At 48.7% G+C, this 18,456-nt stretch carries 14 protein-coding genes; 6 read left to right on the top strand and 8 right to left on the bottom strand.

Features of this window, described 5'->3' with window-relative positions; genetic code table 11:
* Positions 1-105 precede the first annotated feature (105 nt).
* From KEHDKFFH_RS15355 to KEHDKFFH_RS15320, 8 genes are all read right to left on the bottom strand, one after another.
* Positions 106-3,009: a UvrD-helicase domain-containing protein gene (locus tag KEHDKFFH_RS15355; protein WP_104322713.1), complete on the bottom strand. Its 2,904-nt coding sequence runs from the start codon at positions 3,007-3,009 to the stop codon at positions 106-108.
* A gap of 209 nt (positions 3,010-3,218) precedes the next feature.
* Positions 3,219-3,740: a hypothetical protein gene (locus tag KEHDKFFH_RS15350; protein ID WP_104322712.1), complete on the bottom strand. Its 522-nt coding sequence runs from the start codon at positions 3,738-3,740 to the stop codon at positions 3,219-3,221.
* 69 nt (positions 3,741-3,809) lie between these two features.
* Positions 3,810-6,290, bottom strand: coding sequence for a phospholipase D-like domain-containing protein (locus KEHDKFFH_RS15345; RefSeq protein WP_104322711.1), 2,481 nt, complete (start codon positions 6,288-6,290; stop codon positions 3,810-3,812).
* On the bottom strand, positions 6,287-7,966 hold the full coding sequence (locus KEHDKFFH_RS15340) for a hypothetical protein (RefSeq protein ID WP_104322710.1): 1,680 nt from the start codon (positions 7,964-7,966) through the stop codon (positions 6,287-6,289). Before KEHDKFFH_RS15340 ends, KEHDKFFH_RS15345 begins: the two co-directional genes overlap by 4 nt.
* 254 nt (positions 7,967-8,220) lie before the next feature.
* Positions 8,221-8,457 (bottom strand): type II toxin-antitoxin system Phd/YefM family antitoxin, encoded by a 237-nt coding sequence (locus KEHDKFFH_RS15335; protein WP_104322709.1) that lies wholly within the window; start codon positions 8,455-8,457, stop codon positions 8,221-8,223.
* An 89-nt stretch (positions 8,458-8,546) separates the two neighbouring features.
* Positions 8,547-9,701 carry a patatin-like phospholipase family protein gene (locus KEHDKFFH_RS15330; RefSeq protein WP_104322708.1) on the bottom strand — a complete coding sequence of 385 codons (1,155 nt, stop codon included), beginning with the start codon at positions 9,699-9,701 and terminating at the stop codon, positions 8,547-8,549.
* Between the two features lie 3 nt (positions 9,702-9,704).
* A complete protein-coding gene (locus tag KEHDKFFH_RS15325; RefSeq protein ID WP_146084221.1) occupies positions 9,705-10,436 on the bottom strand; it encodes a hypothetical protein in 732 nt (243 codons plus the stop codon).
* A gap of 272 nt (positions 10,437-10,708) precedes the next feature.
* Positions 10,709-11,350 carry a hypothetical protein gene (locus KEHDKFFH_RS15320; RefSeq protein ID WP_104322706.1) on the bottom strand — a complete coding sequence of 214 codons (642 nt, stop codon included), beginning with the start codon at positions 11,348-11,350 and terminating at the stop codon, positions 10,709-10,711.
* 362 nt (positions 11,351-11,712) lie between these two features.
* Between KEHDKFFH_RS15320 and KEHDKFFH_RS15315 the strand changes: the two genes are divergently transcribed.
* The 6 genes from KEHDKFFH_RS15315 (at position 11,713) to KEHDKFFH_RS15290 (ending at position 18,406) form a co-directional block, all read left to right on the top strand.
* The gene (locus tag KEHDKFFH_RS15315; protein ID WP_104322705.1) at positions 11,713-11,979 is read left to right on the top strand and encodes a type II toxin-antitoxin system Phd/YefM family antitoxin; all 267 of its coding nucleotides are present in this window, start codon (positions 11,713-11,715) and stop codon (positions 11,977-11,979) included.
* An 881-nt stretch (positions 11,980-12,860) separates the two neighbouring features.
* Positions 12,861-13,478, top strand: coding sequence for a TnsA endonuclease N-terminal domain-containing protein (locus KEHDKFFH_RS15310; protein WP_104322704.1), 618 nt, complete (start codon positions 12,861-12,863; stop codon positions 13,476-13,478).
* Entirely contained in the window at positions 13,478-15,484 is a 2,007-nt protein-coding gene (locus KEHDKFFH_RS15305; protein ID WP_104322703.1) for a DDE-type integrase/transposase/recombinase, read from the top strand. Before KEHDKFFH_RS15310 ends, KEHDKFFH_RS15305 begins: the two co-directional genes overlap by 1 nt.
* Positions 15,481-16,401: a TniB family NTP-binding protein gene (locus KEHDKFFH_RS15300; RefSeq protein ID WP_104322702.1), complete on the top strand. Its 921-nt coding sequence runs from the start codon at positions 15,481-15,483 to the stop codon at positions 16,399-16,401. The genes KEHDKFFH_RS15305 and KEHDKFFH_RS15300 overlap by 4 nt, the downstream gene beginning before the upstream one ends.
* The gene (locus KEHDKFFH_RS15295) at positions 16,401-18,056 is read left to right on the top strand and encodes a TniQ family protein (RefSeq protein WP_104322701.1); all 1,656 of its coding nucleotides are present in this window, start codon (positions 16,401-16,403) and stop codon (positions 18,054-18,056) included. The genes KEHDKFFH_RS15300 and KEHDKFFH_RS15295 overlap by 1 nt, the downstream gene beginning before the upstream one ends.
* The gene (locus tag KEHDKFFH_RS15290) at positions 18,056-18,406 is read left to right on the top strand and encodes a hypothetical protein (protein WP_104322700.1); all 351 of its coding nucleotides are present in this window, start codon (positions 18,056-18,058) and stop codon (positions 18,404-18,406) included. Before KEHDKFFH_RS15295 ends, KEHDKFFH_RS15290 begins: the two co-directional genes overlap by 1 nt.
* Positions 18,407-18,456 lie beyond the last annotated feature (50 nt).

Genomic DNA, 18,456 nt, shown 5'->3' with positions numbered 1-18,456 from the left:
CTGACATGCCCCCGGCCATCGATAAAAGCGGGGGACAGTAGCTGGTTCTGTGGCCTGACGGCCACTCGGAGGTGGGTCAAAACTAATGGCCAGTAGTGGGTCACTTTAATTGGCCACTAACACCGCTCCGGAATCGAAGCGTGGCGGCGCAACTCTATTCACTGTATGCGAGCAGCTCGGTCCCTCACTTCGATAGTTGCTGCATCCCCAAAAGTCGCCGTATCGGCCATGGCGTTTCTTCATTGGGGCACCACAGACTGAACAGAGTGGTACCCAGGAACGGCAGGCGTCATTGATACAAATTTTGAAACCACCCTGTTTTTTCATGGCACTTCCACATGAAGTGCAACCAGGTTCTGTATTTGAGCAGTGCGGGTAGTTTGAGCAGCCAAAAAACGTAGAGCTGGAAGAACTTCTCGGCACCATCGTCCCTGATTTGCAGACAGAGCAAGACAATTCGGTTGCATGGATTTGATTGAGAGAGGTTAAAAACTCAGCGGTCTCGACCGGATAATTCTCATTTAGAAGTTCCTTAATAAAGACCGAGGCGACACTCATGTCGGTCATAAGATAGGCTCGATGACGGGCTCGCGTTAATGCAACGTAAAAGAGTCTGCGTTCTTCAGCGAAATCATATGGCTCGTCGGGCGGCAGCAATGCATTCAGCAATGGGTGCGTCTCTTTGGTGGAGGGAAAACCGTAATGGCCCTTATCGAGTCCCACTACGATCACAAAGTCTGCCTCTTTCCCTTTGGACGCATGAAAGGTTAAACGTTCGATGCTCAGCTTGGGGAATTTTCGCTCAAGTCCTCGGACGGCAGAGCTATCAGGTAGTCGAAACCAGAATCTCCCCAGAATATAAACTTTTGCTTTACTCTCCACCTGATCTGAGATTGCCTGACACACCTCGTCCAGTTCTGAATCTCGTTCGCGCTCAGCTTGTCCCCGTCGAAGTATCGATACCGCGTTTCGGGAAACAATTTTATGGGTCCTTAGCTCCTTTTTGACCTGAGCCGGATTTTTCATCACGAATTTCGACGCGACGTCGCAAATTCGATTGTTGAACCGGAAGGTTTTGTCCAATGATGTCGTTCTAGTGGAACCAAACTCCTTCTCGAATCCTGTTGTCAGTGTTACGTCGCTGCCTGTAAATCGATAAATCGCCTGCCAATCATCTCCAACGCAGAACACGGTACAGTTTTTGGTTTTATCCCTTAGCGCTTTTACCAGTCTCGCTCGTGGCCGTGATATATCTTGAAACTCATCCACCAAAATATACCGCCAAGAGGGCGTAAAGCGTCCCGATTCGACATAATGAAATGCTCGACCAATCATGTCGTTGAAATCAATGCATTCATTTGATTCAAGGTAGGTATTGTATTGGTCCACAATAGGTTTCAGTAGGTCCATAGCCGCGTGAAACTGAGCTGGGTTTGGTGTACGGCTGGCGCGGACTCTCACCTCCTCCCATGTTTCATGGCTACCTTTAAACGCTCCTACCAACTGGGTCATGAGACGAGAAAATTCATTGATTACCCCTCTTTCCCTGAGTGTGTCGAGAATCGCTTCATTGGGCAAAGGCTCAAATTTTACTCCCAATACGGAGAGCTTCCGTTCAAGCTCACTCAGTAGGCAACCTTCACTTCTCTCGTAAGAAAAGGTTTCAACGAGCGTTGTGTGATGCTCTTTGTGTAATTCGCGTTTCCAGCGGATCCCCTCCTGGTAAAGCTCGGCATCAATATAGGGCGCTGTGGAACCATCGCGTCCTATTCCAAAGTGCTCAAGATAGATATCGTAGTCGGGCAGGTAAAAGTCCGGAAGATAGGACCGAAAGTCGGGTGTCCGAGTTGGCGCTGCCTTGTAAGGCGATTCGTACTGATATTCGACGCCCATTCGAAACAGCCAGTTCGCAATGAGTGCCTCCTCAAGGCTTTTGACGTTTTCGCCTTTAAGAGAATAGATTCTGTTGGCCCGAATGTATTCGAAATATTCGCCTTCATCAGCGAAGTCGAAACAGTTTTTTTCGGGGTAGAGATAGTCGGAAAAGTAGCGTACCACCTTCTCCTGATAGCCGTTATCCTCCAAGAGCGATTGGAGCCAATCATCGACAGTTTTTGCCAGCAAATTTTCATCCTCAGATAGTTTACTTATCTGAGGTTTCCCGCCCTCGACTTCGCCTATAATTTTCAAGCCGAGGGAGTGAAAGGTGGCGGCTTTCACCTTGGCCCCTGGAATTTTTGCTGCGACCCGTTCTTCCATTTCCTCCGCCGACTTGCGTCCAAAGGCCAGCATTAAAATATCGCTATCCTGGGCTCGTCCACTCTCCAAAAGATAGGCGGTTCGTCCAATCATAGTGCTGGTTTTGCCCGTTCCGGCACCAGCAAGAACCAGATTGTTGTCCTCATCGATGACGCAAGCCTCCCTTTGCTTCTCCGTAAGAGGATTGGATTCAACAGCGTCAAATAAAGCCTGGAATCTGGTGAGTTCATCGCGCAAGAAATTGTCTCTCATGTGCTCGATGAGAACGGGGTCCGACCCGGCCCATTGCCGGAGCCTCTTGTAGGGATGAACTAAATTTTCAGGGAAATCGATATCTTCAGGGGGAAGGATCAAGCGATGTCTTTGGGACTCTGCAAACCGGGCTATTGCAGCTGCATGGGTTGATCGAAGATAGCCTGCTTTTTCGACGAGATCGTGGATTCGTTGAAGAGCTGCCGTTGCACGCACGCCATGCAACTCAAGGAGTCGGCTACAGAGGCTTTCCCTTAGCGCTCTGGTAGAGGTTTTGCTGAGCCAGCTGATGCTCTCTTTTTGATTATTGGCTGTGAATTCGAGTTTTGAGAAAAAGAGCCCTTGTCTGATAATGGGAGCAGACGAAAAAGCTTCCCAGGGGATTTGACGAACAAATCCTTTTGCGGACCCCAAAACAAGCCCATCGTCTAAAATTCTGATTTTTAAAGGGGAACGCCCTATAAGTTTAAGAAACCAAAGCTGACAAAAAACGCTCATGACACAATCCTTGAGGGCGACCCTTTGCCGACCAGGCTCGTTGAAAAGGCATCCCGAAATTTTGGGCTGCAACACCAACCCATAGGCGATGTAAACATCTCTGTTTCAGTTGCACCGCCGGTTAATCAATGTTGTGGAACTATAACGCCCCGGCCTTGCCGGGCTCGCTGAAGCTTGATTGCGGTTAGTGGAAAAATAGCTGCGGTTTTCTATCGTTCTATCGGCACACCCCAAACTTCTGCAATCGAAAAGTTGAAATTCGATTCGTTGAGATCATCGGTTCCATACAGATCTGTATTCAATTCAATGCCCGTTGATTCAGAATTTGGGAGCACACGAATGTATCCGGTTGTGGCCGTAGTTTGATCGGTCCAGCCCTCTCCCGACAAATTTAACTCTAGCTCCAGTTTGGTGACGATAAAATTTGGGTTGCTGTTCTTCACTGAAAGATAGTGCAATCCATCGTCTCCAAATTTCAAAGTTGAGGATAGGCCCATGAGTTTAGTGAGGTCTTCGACGTTATCTCGGTCGAGTTTGGTTTCATACTTCTTGTCGCACGTTTTTTTGGCGACAAACAATGCGGTAAACCGGCTGCCTGGTTCCAGGTTATCTGAAGCGATCTTGGCCTGTTGGGTATCGATGCATTCCTCGTGACTGCCAAAAGGCCAGTACTCATTTGCCGCAAAGCCAGCTGCGATACCGATAGCAAATGCAATGATAACTTTGAGCATATTCACTCCATGATTGTGGATGTTCCAGCTTAATTTTTTGGTTAAACGTCGAAGACCAAGCCCGAATATCTATCCGTGCACCTTCTCTGTTAACTCAAGATACTCGGCTTTGAATTTCCTCATTTCGGGCTTCTGGACTGAAGGTAAAAGGCAAAACCCATTTTCAACGCCCTTAACCAAGCGATATCCCCAAAATGCAGACCGAGGAGATAGCGCCAACTCATACTCTTTCAACTTGTATGGCAGCCGTCCCTGTTTGATCTTTCTTCCAGCATCCAGAAGAGCAACAAGCCAAGCGCTAGCTAGTTCGCCATAATCGGACAGTAATCGACTGGCTGTGGAACTTGCCGTAGGGCTCTGAATGATTCGCTGAGCCAAAAATACAAGAATGGCATTCTCATGGTGGGCCCAATCTTGCTCTCTTTGTTCTGTTGAAAGTGGCGAAAAACCACTGAAAGAGGTGCCTGTCACAAAGGCAAGCCACGCGGCGTATCCAAGCAATTGGTGATACTCCTCATACTGTTGAAGGCCCTCTTGCTTTCCAGAAGGGTCTATCGCCTGGGATTCGGAAAAGACATGCGCAAAAATAAAGTAAAAAGCATTCTTCAAGGCTTCTTCGGATACGCTGCTTTCCTTTTGCTTGGTGCTGAGCTTGTATCGATGAAGTTGCCGACACACGCCCACAACCGCCAGTGTTGCCGCTAGCCCTTCGGCACTCAGTTCACCCGCCTTTATATAGTCGCGATTATCTGCCAATCGCTTAACCAGAAGGTTAGTTCTACGGCGGGTATAGTCGACTAATTCTTCAGCCTCTTGATCCGATAAAGCGTTGTGTATCCTCTCCTCTTCCGGCTCCTCATCGTCTGACCCGCGCAAATCCTCCTCATTGCGACCGGAAGCATCTTCACCAAATGCTGCGGCGCTATCTCCCACTTGACTGGAAGTCAGGCTGTAAATCAGCGCGTCCAATAAAAGCGCAATATCACCCTTGGCCGCGCGCAAACCCTGTTCATTCGCTTTTTGATCAAGGGTATCCCGGTTCACAATCAGGCTATCCACCTCCTGGCTATCATCGATAGCTTCGGGTGAAGCTTTAACCTTTGACAGGCCTGAACCTGGCGATCGGCTCCCGCTCATTTGCATCATTTTGTCGATGCAATTAAACAACAATGTGATGTCTGGATTTTCTGTTTCCAAAGAACCCAGTGCCATCTTGAGGCGCTGCTGGTGGCCAGTCATCGCCTGCTGCTCGATCACCTTCGTGTGGTGCGTTAACACAATTGCTGCCAGTTGGTCATCAAGTTCAATATGTAGAGCCATCCCTGACCGCAAATGAACCTTTGCTACCTTCAGAGCGTCTCCGGTTATGGTCACATCTACCTGATTTTTCACGGCCATCGAACCCGAGTAATAAGCAGAAACCTTGCAGGTCCCAGGCTGCAAAGGAATCGTAAGCCACTCGCTATCGGCTACCGAGAGGACGAAGATTTGAATCGACGTTCCTTGCTCGACAAATTCAGGCTCACTTTGCTCGGCAATCGCCTCCACCGGCTGTGCATCAGCCAGCTCCCCTAGACCGAGACTTTTTATACCGGCTTCAGCCAGTGAGCCGTTCAAGAAAAACACAGCTTCAGCATTGCGCTTATCTGGCGACGCAAGCCATGCCGACCAGGTAAGATTTGCACTGCCCGCGATCAGCCAGGATTGTTGATCACCATGAAGTGCGATGACTTTCGCGTGCTTATAAGCAGGCGCACCCCCACGATTCGCAAAGTCATCGGTGTTAACCGTGCGAAATCTAAAATCAGTGCTCAATGCGACGGGCGCGCTTACAAAGTCCGGCTGAATACCGACCAAGGGCGGCGTTTTGCTCTTGCTGGCCAACTCTGCGAGAAATGCCAATTTCTGATCGACAAACGGGGCGATGGCCTCAATCGTTTCCAAGCTGTCCGGCAATGTTGGTAATACCTGATCCCACAGATTTTCTGTAGACGCAGAGGTGTATAAGAACTGGGCACCAGCCGAATTTGGATTCTCTCGCTTTAGCCAGGGACAAAGGTTCAAAGTCTTTTCCAAGGCATCCGGTATAACGAAAGGGAGTGCCTTACCATAGTCACGTAACCAGACACGAAAAGCCTGAAAAGCAGTCCAGAACAGTCCGAGATGCCGGTCGTTTTTATGGTCGTATCTAACCACATTGGTTACTTCCAGGTTTTGTCCATAACCAGACATCGTCAGATTGTGGCTGCCTACTACCAAAAGTCCTTTCTTGGGGCCCAATAACATAAAGACCTTGGGGTGAAAGGCCCCTGGGCAATCCATCGGAGCGAGGGAATACTGATAGCCAGCTTTCAGAGGGGCTTGAGTTAATAGGGCCTGCTGGAGCATTCCTTGGTCAGCCAGGACGACATGATGTCGAATTCCCCTCACCTGCATGCGACGCAGCAGCACATCCTCGTAGAACGGGAAATCCAGATTAAAGGTCGTCATCAAACAGGCTTCGTAACCACCCTTCTGCAACTCGTCGAACAACGCAAGCCGCTCACTCATTGCAAAGGCTCCATCAGCGGATCTGCGACAGGACTAAGGCTGCCGTCAATTTCTTCCAGCACTCCCAAATCCATGAGAATGCGGATGGACTGTGCCAACCTGGGCGAGGTTTCTACCGCTTCGGGAATCTCTTTAACCCATAACCCTCGTTCTGTTACCTCAAAGCGAAACGTGTTTTGGCCCTGCTGACGCAGCTTTCTGAGCCCTACTCGTATATGACCGTTGAGGCAATACTCCTGGCTGAGCAATATCAGGGCTTCTCGTACAGACATTGCCTTGAGCTTTGCTGAAAAGTCTCGCTGCCAGCGATCGATGTTTACGGGATAGTTGTCCAGGTAATTTGGTCTAAATTCAACTGAGCCGTATCCGACAGAGTTTTCTTCGCGAACGATGAGTGCTGTCAGGATACGCAGGGCACCGACCACTATCTCCGAGAGCATGCTCTCATTCGGACTTTTCATCGCACTTAGTTTGCAAACTGATGCGGCAGCATCCATTTCATGATCAGCAGCACGCCAATTCTTTAAATCAGGGAGCGTTTCTCCTTGGTCTATTACCCAGTCACCGAAGGGTTGATCGGAGTTCGCATCGATAACTGCTCCTCCGGGGCCCTCTGTCCAGAACCAGGCACAAAGTGCCCGGGTCGTTGGAAAAGTCCGCGTCGCCCCGAGTAGATCGGCACTCCTTAGCAAGGAGAAAAACAGCCCCTGAAGGGCCACCGAAAACAATTCGTGACGCTGGTAGGCCTGCCATCGACCAGTGACGCGTTGAAATCCAGGCGGTATGGCGAGCTGTTCGCCCTGCTCATTGGCTTGGGTATAGACAAGAAAGCGAAACTTCTCGTTTTCGAATGTCTGTTTCGACGCTCTGGTTTGGCCAGCTAACCAATAGATGTAGGCAAGGCTTGCGGACCTAGCACCTGTCATTTCGTCCTGGCCATTCTCAGGAGGCGACACGTGCCCTCTCATCAAAATTGAAAGCAACAGGTGCCTCTCAGCCTCGCTCTTTTTAAGGACCCACGGGCAAAACGTATGAAGGGCATCAAGATCGGCGGTTGTAAATCGATCAGCCTCCAACAGAGCCATAAAAGCATCGCCATCAACGCCAGCATCCATAGCTTTGGCTAACTCTGTTCCAACGGGTTCCACCAATTTAGCCTCTGAAACGCTATCACCGGTCATAATTCCCAACTGCCAGAGCGATCCAAAATAGTACTGACCAAGGCCACCCGTCGGATTCTTAAAATACCGAGTTTTACCCTCATCGGCTTGGGAAAAAACTGATAAGGACAAGTAGCCGTCCGTGTCCAAGTTTTGCAGCGCGTTTGAAAGTACAGCGGAGCCGACCATAGCGCCGGAGTACGCAGACTGATCATCAACGTTGGCTTGTCCATGGTGCAAAGCAATCAATGCGAACAAACATTCTGCTTTGCGCAGCATAGGCTGCCATTCACGGTATGCTCGCCAGCCTTTCTGCTCAAACTGCCAGAAAAGCCAGGCATAAAAACTGTAATAGCGGGCGCGATCAGTAACGTTGGTGATTCCAGGTAGGAGCTGACCATAGATCTCAATGCCTGGTGCTTGGACACCCAGGTGATCTAGCCCTTTAATTTGATATGGGGGCTTTACCCAACCTGTCTCAAAGTCCGCACGTTCCTTTGCCACTGCAACTACCATAAAAAAACGTCCTTATTCGGTCTGTGGATGATCCTAGGCTATCGTCACAGCTTTCTTTATACAAAACGGGGACGCCCGTTTTGAGTTCCCGTGACCGTCAGGGTTGCTCAGCATGAGATGTGCAAGTTATCGGCTAGTGCGTCGGTAAATGGCTCAACATAGCCCGTGGCTCATACCTGCAACAGCTAGCGCAGTCGACCACTAGTTCTTTCTGGCGCTACTAAAAAGCCCATGAAGTAGTCAAGAATAGAACATCAGTAGCGTTCTTCGTTGCGCAGAGCGCGGGAGGCCTCACTCGCACTTTCTTTCGCGGGAGGGAGGGACGATCTCAATTCAGTCCTATCAGGGAATTCTACCGGTTCCGAGACAACGGAGGTGAGGCGAGCCACAGCTTTGCCATGGCGCATGATGATAAATTCCTCCCCTGCCTCTACCTCGTCCAGCAAACTGGCGAGCTTTTGTCGCATGTTGCGTACATTGATAGTTTGCATCTTCACTCTTCAATGCTGTGCCAGACATGAACATACATACAGTTCAACTCTGGGAGCAAGAGTTCTGCACGAATAATGACCACAAAGCTCTACAACTCCGGCAGAGTCCCCTGTGGCAGTCCTTTGTCGTAGTACCCACGCAATGCAGCGTCAGCAAGGGCGTAGCCCCAATGAATCAGATTCTCTGTATCCGTTTCACTGAAAGGACGAAGCTGTGTGCCCAACTTCTGGAGCTTTTGAAAAGTAGGCGTGTATCGAACGAGCGCAGAATCGACCGGGTACTTGCCTATATCGACATCAATTCCCCAGTAAGCGCCATTGTAACTGTCGTCAGACATCAAGTTTTTCATCAACCAACGTTTGCGCAAAGCCCTCTGCTGATAAATCATGATGTCTGTCATTCGCCTGAACTGTGAACCCCAGTTTTTGCGCCAACCAATTCCTTTAAGGAATTTTCCCCAAAGTCCGCCTGATTGCTTTACCGGCGCTGCAAATGGAGCACCTGCGTCGCAAGAAAACACCGTGTCGTACTCTCGATCAGATCCGGTTTTCCAAAGCATCTCAAGACCAAGATTGTCATAAAGGCCTCCGTCGCATAGGTAAAGTTTCCTTTTGAGTTGCTCTATGTCGTGAAGGTCGGAATATTTAGTGTTCTCCCAGATCCAGTCTTCGTTTTCTACAACTATCGGCGCGAAGAATGGAGGAAAACTACTCGAAATGCAGACGGCTTGGGCGACGGTGAGACCATGATTTACAACCTTCCCGATTCGCCAGTCCCTGAGACATTCTTTACTTATTCGGACACTCACGCCCGTGTCGTAGTTTGTCGCGTAAAACACGAACTGAGGTGCTCTCTCGTTAAGAATACTGTCGAGCCTGGTGTCACCGAATAGAAGCGACTCATATTGCTTCAGAAGCTGGTCCCCAACGCTGCTAGTCGGCAAGATCATGCCTTTAATGGCTGATGGGATGTCGATGTTGTTCTGTGTGAATCGAATCAGTGGTTTCGCGATTACTGCTTGGAAATTCGTCGCTACTGATTTGTTTCCAATCTCTTCAAAATCGAGATCGTCCCACCTCAAGGCAAGGTAGCCCGCCGTAATGGCCCCACCGGAAACACTGGTGATCGTGTCGAGCTGCCGGAGTAACCCGGCATCATTAAAGCGCCAGAGGCTGCCAAGACAGAACAGAGTTGCCCTGTAACCGCCGCCTGAAAGCGCTAAACCAATCTTAGGTTCGTCCATAAGTCACCTTCCGATGTCAGGCCGAGGATTTGTTTTAGGCAAAGCAGGTAAATACTTAGAAAGGTCAATCTCTGTGTAGAGATGCTTTGGGTCAGACTCTCGGGCTTGATTACTTTGGATGTTTTGTCCAGGGAATACTGCTTTCACAGAAGGGTCCGGATGTCCGTAATGATTCTTTCCGTATGAAATCAACATCAATGAGTCTGCATCCATGTATATCTGACAGAAAATTGTGAAATCCCCCAACCCTTTTTTAGAGCCATGGTGAGGTGCAGAAAGAAGGGAAATTCTAGTACTCGGCAAGTGAGGGATTCGATGTAGCGGGCAATCACCAGGAAGGACGACTTGCGACGACTCAGTTATTTGAGAATTGTGAATCGTAACTGCCAGGCCTGTTGAATTTCGATCTTCATAGGGAATCTCCTTGTCGTGTCTACCACATTTCCTGACAAGAACCGTGTGATCCCGAAGGCTTACTCCAACAAGCTTCCCCTCATAATCCTCCGGCCATCTGAATGCATTTTCAAGTTCAGCAGAGAACTTAGCGGCCTGGGGGGAAATCCATTGGTTCGGGACAAGCCACATCGACTTTTTCGCATCGGTGTTTTTCTTTTTGGCAGACCAATAATGATCTTTATCCCAATGGGAGAGAACAATAACGCTTTTACCAAACTCGTGGTTTACAGGCATTCGACTTTTCGTGCGCTCAATGTTCTCTCGGTCCGGATGATCCATTACCCCTCCATAATCGACATACATTAGAGGGAATGAGGTGCGATCTCTTCTTGCTACGATTGCGAAGCAGTCGCCTTGGCCGACGTCGACAAGCCTAATACCTGTTAGATGGCCGTCCGCGAGGTTCCCAGTGAGATGGTCATGCAGCTCACCGCCCAATTGCAGTAAACATTCCAGTGAGGTGACGATTTTGTGGTGTCTCGGCATGATCTGGTTTCCTCAATGTTGTAAGGAAAAGCACAATCAGAGATGAGTTGGAAAATTCAAGAGGGCTAGACCTCTCTCGGCCGATTTGCAGGATGAATTGTGCCTGTCTCGTTCCCACCACTGATTTCAAAAAAATCAATTCTGAGATGCTGGTAAGGCGTAAATTGATAATAAATTGGCTTATGTATATTAAAGTCAGCCTCTGCCAAGTGGCCCAAGCTAAAAACGTTCCTGAGTTTTGCTAACCCATCCCCCTCAACACGACTTTCAAAAACGATCCAAACAACGTCGATCCTTTCCTGCTCGTAGTCAGGCGACTGGAGGCCCGGAACACTGTTAGTTTCTTGCGAATCATAAATGCTGACCTCAAGCCAGGCGGTTTCAACCAATTCGTCAAAGAATGCCGAGTTATCGTCTTCATGAATGGCTAACAAGAATACGGACAACTTGCTTGGGTCCAAGGAATTAAGATGATCTCTGCGTTGCTCTCGACCTGATGGCGAATTGGAGTCAAACGGGGTGTTAACCCACATCAAAGACTCAAAATAGGTTTTCTCAATAGCATCTAGCCACACCAGATGAGTCGGGTCTTTTCCTGAGTTTTTTCTATATAATTCAATGGCCTTTCCTGCCTCATTAGATTCATCGGCGACAGAAATAGAAGCGGAAACGTCCTCAACAAAAGCCAAAAATTGATGGGAAGTCATAAAATCTCACTCCCTGAGACGATATAACTCAACACTGCGAATGGAGAGTGGAACCAAAAGGTCCATGGGTACGGGTTGGTAGTCATTTTTAAACGTAGTCTGCCTACTCATTATTTTCAATAATGCTTATCCCCCGGTCACGGCATAGCTTGAAATAATTATTCAGGTGTCGCTTTAACGAGTGATTGACGAAACACGGAACAGCTAGTTCCTTAGTAACAACTGCAATTGAGGAAGGCTAAGAGGACTCCGGTGTGAGGCCCCGGTTTTGTGCTATACCCTTGAGATGAATTGCTTATGATGTGCCTCGCTGAGGCTTTCGGCTCAAATTGACATCCACTCGAAACCAGGAAGCCAGTTCAATGACCAAGCAGCAATCACAATCGCCCCTGTCGGTTCCGGAAACAGTGACAATTAGCGATCTACGTCGCAATCCGACACGCTGCTTCTCAGATGCGACGGTAGAAGTGACCTACAGAGGAGAAAAGGTAGGTTATTTGATGAGTTCAGAGCAGTTCGAAATCGGTCTGAAAATCCTTGCTCAAGTTGAGGATCCGGAAGTTCTCAAAGAAAAACTGGGACTTACTGACTCTTGGCTAAAAAGTTTGGGCGAGCCAGGCCAACCGTAAGTTGGCTCCGAGCTGAGACCGCCTAGGCCATCCGCATTGAGAGTGCTGCCAAGTTCAAAGTGAGCTTGGGGAATCTTTGCGAAACCGTAAGGCATTGAAATTAGATAACTCTGGGTCCAACCATTTCCTTCCCTCTCCCCGCGACGTCTATGAAATCTGGCCCCTGATCCTAGCGAGTCATGATTTTCAGTACCAGTGTATGCTAGAACGATAGCATGGGCAGTACCTCTGAATGAAGCAATCATCGCTCATGGATTATTCCGTCGGTCAATGCGAATCCGAGAGCTGTGTTTGAAGGTCGGCCATCACTTCTAATTCCTTTGGCGAGTGCCCGGCCCTAAGCGCTTAGATTGCTCCCGCTGGCGCAGTTACCCGCCTGCCTGAACCTTTGTCTAGGTAAAGACTTTTCTTGGTCTGAAAAAACCGATCCCTCAGCTCATTGAGACGAGGCTTGTGCAGCAATAATCGCCCGGTACCCACCTCCCTTCGAGCCCCTTGACGAGGATTCCCCACAACAGCGGCTTGTGCATTTGCTCGACTCCATACCCAAAATCAATCAAAAACCAATTCTCAATAACTTTGTCTACTTCTAAATCCTGTTTTATTTCTCAGCTCACAAAAATTTTTTTTGACTGATTCGATATCTGAACGTTTTCCGTTATATCCAAACGCGATATCCAATATTTTGGTTATTAATAATTGGATAGAAGTTTTCCTTTTAAAATTCATTTAGGTAGCCCAAGAACCACTGCACCCCATTAATATCAGAAAAATTAAATGTCTGTTTTATATGTATTTTTTAGGGTTTCTTATTAGATTTTCTAGTATGGACGCCCCTGTTTTCTGCCGCTAGTCTTCTCCCAAATTCTGGAGAAAAAGACATGGCACGAAAAAATCTTGACCGCTTTTCACAGGTCAAACCAACAATCAACTTCTACTCGAAGAAGAACCGCTCACTAATGTTTTGCGAAAGCTACGTAGAGGTAGGCGCATTGCTGGAGTTGGAGTTCGATCCAACAATCTCACGATATGTGACCCAGCCCATTTCCTTTCAGCTGTATCGTGGCAACAGGAAGACCAGGTATACACCTGACATTCTGGTTAAAGCCCAAGACGGAAGTTTCTGGTACGAGGAAGTAAAGAGCGAGAACAAAGCAAAGTCGCCAAAATTCATCGAAGACCATCAATTCCATGCCTCGGCCCTTTTGGAGGGTACGGGTGTTCCCTTAAAGCTAAGAATCTCTGATGCACCCCACCGATGCACTTACAGGCAAAATCTAAAGTACTTGTACCGGTTTCTGGAGCACGGATTCGATGATCAGGAAATAGATCTGTTTCAAGGCGTACGTCAACCGACTGCCTTGCAGAGAATTCACAGGCAATTGCTTTGTCGGGGTCTGAGTAAGGTCGCAGCGTTCGCTGCACTTGCACAGGGTCTGCTGAGATTCGACAAAAAAGTTCGCGTAGATGATGACTCCATCGTCTGGAGGGGTCAGTGATGCAGAATTTTCTTCGACTTGGCTCGAACATCGTCTACGAAAACCGGAAGGCGACCATTGCATCAGAAGCCAGTAACGCCTTTCTCCTCCGATTCAAGGGTGGGGAAACCGAGTCGGTACCAAAATGCGCTATACAGACTGCGGTTAACCAAGGCCGACTTGTGCCGGATTTAGACCCACCCGGCTCAGACTCAACTGGTCTTCCATTTCTTTCAGAAAAACAAGTGCGTGAAATCGAGCGAAAGTTCGCCTATATCAAGCCTCTTCTTGATGTTGAATTTCCGAACAGCGAAAAGGAAAGACAGCGGGTCATTGAGATCGTTGCGAAGCAACGAGGTGATTCGTTGGCCAAAAGCGAAAAGGATGAAACATCGCGAGAGAAAGCGCCTTCGCTATCGCAAATTCGTCGTTGGCGACAACGCTTTGAGGAATCTGGGCGAAACCCACTGAGCCTAGTGCGCAAGCATGAGCACCGGAAGCGCACAAGCAAGGTCGCCGAAGTCTATCTGGAGTTGATGGATGAGATGATCGACGAGCACTACATGTGCCGAAACCACATGTCCATTACGGGTGCCTACGCTCAATTTTACGCTCGTTGCCTGTCCCGAAATTATGATCCCAAAACCATTCCGACGTACGAGACCTTTCGAAAGCGCGTAAAAACTATTCACCCGCTAGAGGTCTTGCAGTCGCAGGAGGGGGCCGCTGCGGCTCGGATGGCTGGACGCACGGTAAACGGTGTTTACATGCCGCGTAGACCTTTGGAACGCGTAGAACTCGATGCCGTTCATCTCAACTTAGGATTGCTGAATGAAAAAGGCGATTACATTGGGATGGTAGTGCTCTTCATCGCAATAGATGTCTATACGCGGTGTGTGCTTGGATACTCCTATAAGGTAAAGCCTAAGCCTTCAGAGGACGGAGAAACTGCCATTGAATGCCTGAAAATGGCAATGCGTTTCAAGCCAAAGAATAGCTTCCCTTTCCAGCTAGTTAATGAGTGGGAAATGAGCGGCAAAATTGACACCGTTGTCGTCGATCCAGGCACCGCTCTGATTGCGAAATCCATGACAATGTTCCTCGGGGGCCTTGGAGTGCATCGGGAAACTACTGCATCACGCAGCCCTTGGCGCAAACCCTTTATTGAACGGTTTTTCCGAACCCTTCGTGGCGAGTTGATGGAACTTCTTCCTGGATACGCTCGGAAAAGGACAGAAAAATATCTGGTCGACTATAAGCTCCCAAAAGACGCATGCATGACGGTTCAGGAATTCGAATACTGCTTGACGAGGTATATTGTCGACGTATACCACCAGGCTCAGCACCGAGGACTGGGCGGCAAAACACCTCATGAAGCATGGCTTGAGGGGATTCAAGATCACGGGGCTCCGGAACTAGTCCACAACATGGACTTCTTGATGAACTTTGCTGCGAACCAACTCACGTACGCCGCCACAGTGAAGGATGGTGTCGGCATCAAAGAGGTCAAATATAACTCCCGGGAACTTCAAGACCTGATCCTACGGCTACAAAAACCTAATGGTAAATGTCGTGTCGATCTTCTGCGATGCACTCACGATATCTCAAAAATCCAGGTTTACGATCCATTTGAAAAAAAGTACATCGTCGTTCCATCGAAATTCCCAGCATTACGCGAAGGCACCAGCGAAGAGGAATACATGGCTGGAAAGAAAAAGGTGTCTTACGGCCCAAGAGTAAACGTCATTAATAACAATAACCCCGTTATCGCAGGGGCTAAAGACCGGCAAAAGAAAAGAAAAGCTGACAAAAAAGTGCGGAACCAGCCAGCACCCTCCGGACTTAAGACGCTATCTACGATGGAACTCAATGCCCAGCTAAACGAAGCGAACATCGATTTGAACCCGAAAGCCGCTGAAATGACTGAGGTATACCAACAGAGCACTGTATCTGCTCCCGAAGCGGAAACATCTTCGAAACCGAAGAAGTCTGGGAAGAAGCGTTTTAAAACCTGGAGCGCATCATGAATAGACCAAGACTGAAGCCTGAAACTGTTCACCTTCAAAACACGATCATTCTCCATCCGGATTTTGAGGTGGCAATGGATGCGCTGCGCATGTGCCATAAGACTTCCGGCTTTGACGCCAGAGGAACGGTTATCTACGGAGACCCCGGCGTTGGTAAAAGCACACTCTTGAAGGCCTACAAAAAGCAGTTTCCGGATGAAGAATTCCCCGACCGGACCACCAAGCCAATTGTGTACTTCAAAGGACGTTTCGGACGCGCGCCAACGACCAAGATGGTGCAACAGCGGGTATTGAGCACAATGGGGATACCCTACAAGGGCCGGGATACGGAAGCGGACCTCACGGATTCCTTAGCACAAAGCTTCAAAGATCTTGATGTTCAAATGGTATTACTTGATGAATTTCAAGACATTCTGAAGCGAAGTCGAGATTCAGAAGACATCATTCATTTCATCAAACAAATGATGGATGACACCAATGTGCCTTGGGTGCTCGCAGGCATTGAAGAAGTTTGTGACTTCATGGACCGATCGGATGATCAGATTCAGCGTCGATGGCACGGAGCATACAGTCTTGATGCGTTTTCTATCACCACGGATGACGAGATGGAGGATTTCGCTTGCTACATGGAATTGATAGAAGAAAACCTGCCGTTTCGTTGCCCATCGCTTCTGGAAAAAAACATGTTGCTTCGTATCTATCTGGCTACAAAGGGGGTTCCGGGGCTAATTTCCGACCTGATGACAATGCTCGTAGAGTTTCATGATGGTAAGAGTGCGGTGACGTTAAAAGACTTCACTAGGGCACACAGATTAGCAAGACAGGGAAGCCGACGGATGAAAGGATCCGCACCATTTGCACGGGATCCTTTTGACCTTACCCCATCTGAATTACGACGAATTACGGGGGCGATGTGATGGATCCCATTCAAACCATTCTACCGTACAGGCCGCGTCCCCGCAGCGAGGAGGATATTCAAGGATTCACGTTGAGATTGGCTTCGCGGTATGGCTATAAGAACCATACCACGTTTGCTAAAAATGTCTTTGGGTGGACTCTTCCGAAATATTTGGACGCCGAGTCCACGTCTGGACAGCGTTGGCTGGAGCACTTAGAGGCTGCATTGCGAATCGGGCCGCATGAGCTTTCTCCAGGATGGGCCTCGTCTGCGGCAACGCAGTTTACGCTCGGCTCATCCAGGCTGATCCAAGATGTCAGAGTTCGTTCTCCTCGGCTGTGTGAGCATTGCGTAGCGCAACATGGTCGCTTCAACAAAGAATGGCAAATTGCACATCATCTCGCTTGTCCCGTGCACTACTCTCCTCTTCTAAATTGCTGTCCAAGTTGTCAGAGTCCTTTCGTGTGGGAAAGGTCTCTCTTTAAAGGCTGCAAAAAATGCGGGCACGAATGGCAAGCCAAGGAAACAAATTCGACAGCCGCATACGAGCTACTCGCAAATCTGCAATCCAGCATCTGCCCCGAATCTGTCTACCGAGCCTACTTGCATGCGATAAATCCAGAAGGCCATTCAATTTGGCTCCAAAAAAACATTAAATTCGATCCGAGAACTCATCATGATGTGATGCTAACTGCTTACGCTCTGGCTTCATCGCCGGAATTCAGTGAGAAGTTCTTGACGGATTTTTCAGTCGATAGTAATTCAAGCCAAACCGCTGTCGGGGAGCAGCTCGATCGATTGAGAAAGACTCGGATTCGCAACCTGTTAAATGAAGATGCAGCCGGTATTGAAAGTTCGATATTTCCAAGAACTGACTTCATGAGGCCTGATCCAGAGAAGCTTTGGGCCATGGTCCTTCCCAAATATCGCCGGTATCGCGACAACCGAACTATTAACGATCTGGCTGATAGTACTACCGCGAGTGAAGTGTTGGGTATCACGGTTCATGATCTCAATCGATTGGTCGATACTGGCATCATTGACTGTTTGGGAAACTCGACGGTGCTTCGAGACCGGGTATACAGCCTTGCAGCGTTAAATGCACAGGTTGAGCAATTCTTCAAAAAGGCGGAAAAAACGAAGGCCCCCTCTACTGGCCTCAGTCTTAACTCAACGCAGAAGGTGCTAAAACGATTCGGCTTTTCAATGATCGATGCAGTGATTTGGGCATTCGACGCAAAATTACCGTTCTGGATCGCTCCATCGGTTAAAGATGACGGGGCACTGAAATGCGTGTACCTAGAACGGACCTCGCTTGTTCGAAGATGCGAAGAGGAATTCCACAATCGTAGTGATGATGAGGTGCTCACTCGACAACAGGTACGAGACATCACCTGCCTTTCAGACGATGCACTGCATCAGGTTTCTCAGATGGGGCTTCTGCCATCTAAGCGTTGGTCCGGTCACGGAGCACAATTTGAAATCAGGACGATCAAGAGTTTCCTCTCACGATTTCGGAGTACCAGGAGAGAAGCTGCGATCTTGGGAGTTCAATCCAAAGTCGTGAAATCAATTCATCCCGATCTTCTCGATGATCATCAAATTGTACATTTGAGTAAGGTGCTCCACTCCCATCCTTCCCATTCGTCATCTTCACTGAGGAGTAATGCATAGTGGCAAATCATTGGCGCGACAAAAAAGTGGTGTCTCTGTCGGACTATCGTTCCAGACGATCCCTGTTTAATGCCGCAAAAGATTGGGTTCAGTCGCTGCCAAGTCCTTCTCAACAATTCCAATCACTAGTTTTCGTCTACGATGAAAAGCTTGCCATTCAAGGTAGAGAGCTGCTGTTTGCCCACCTCGACGAAATGGCGAACAAGAACAGTCAGATTCTTGTGATCACAGATGTCGGGTATAGCCGGACGGGGTTCTATGTAAACTTTGATGAGATCGGCGAGGGTTTGCAGGATGATCCAGGATACGATGACCTCATTGACACGTGGAGTACTTCACTCCTCAAATAAAATGCTGCCCATCATCGGCTTGCCCCAACTTGCTTCAGCGACCGCTTTAA

This window comes from Marinobacter maroccanus (genome assembly GCF_002933275.1).
In the GTDB taxonomy this organism is placed as follows: Bacteria; Pseudomonadota; Gammaproteobacteria; order Pseudomonadales; family Oleiphilaceae; genus Marinobacter; species Marinobacter maroccanus.
Note: the sequence above shows the minus strand (reverse complement) of the source record. Positions and strands in the feature narration are given on the sequence as shown.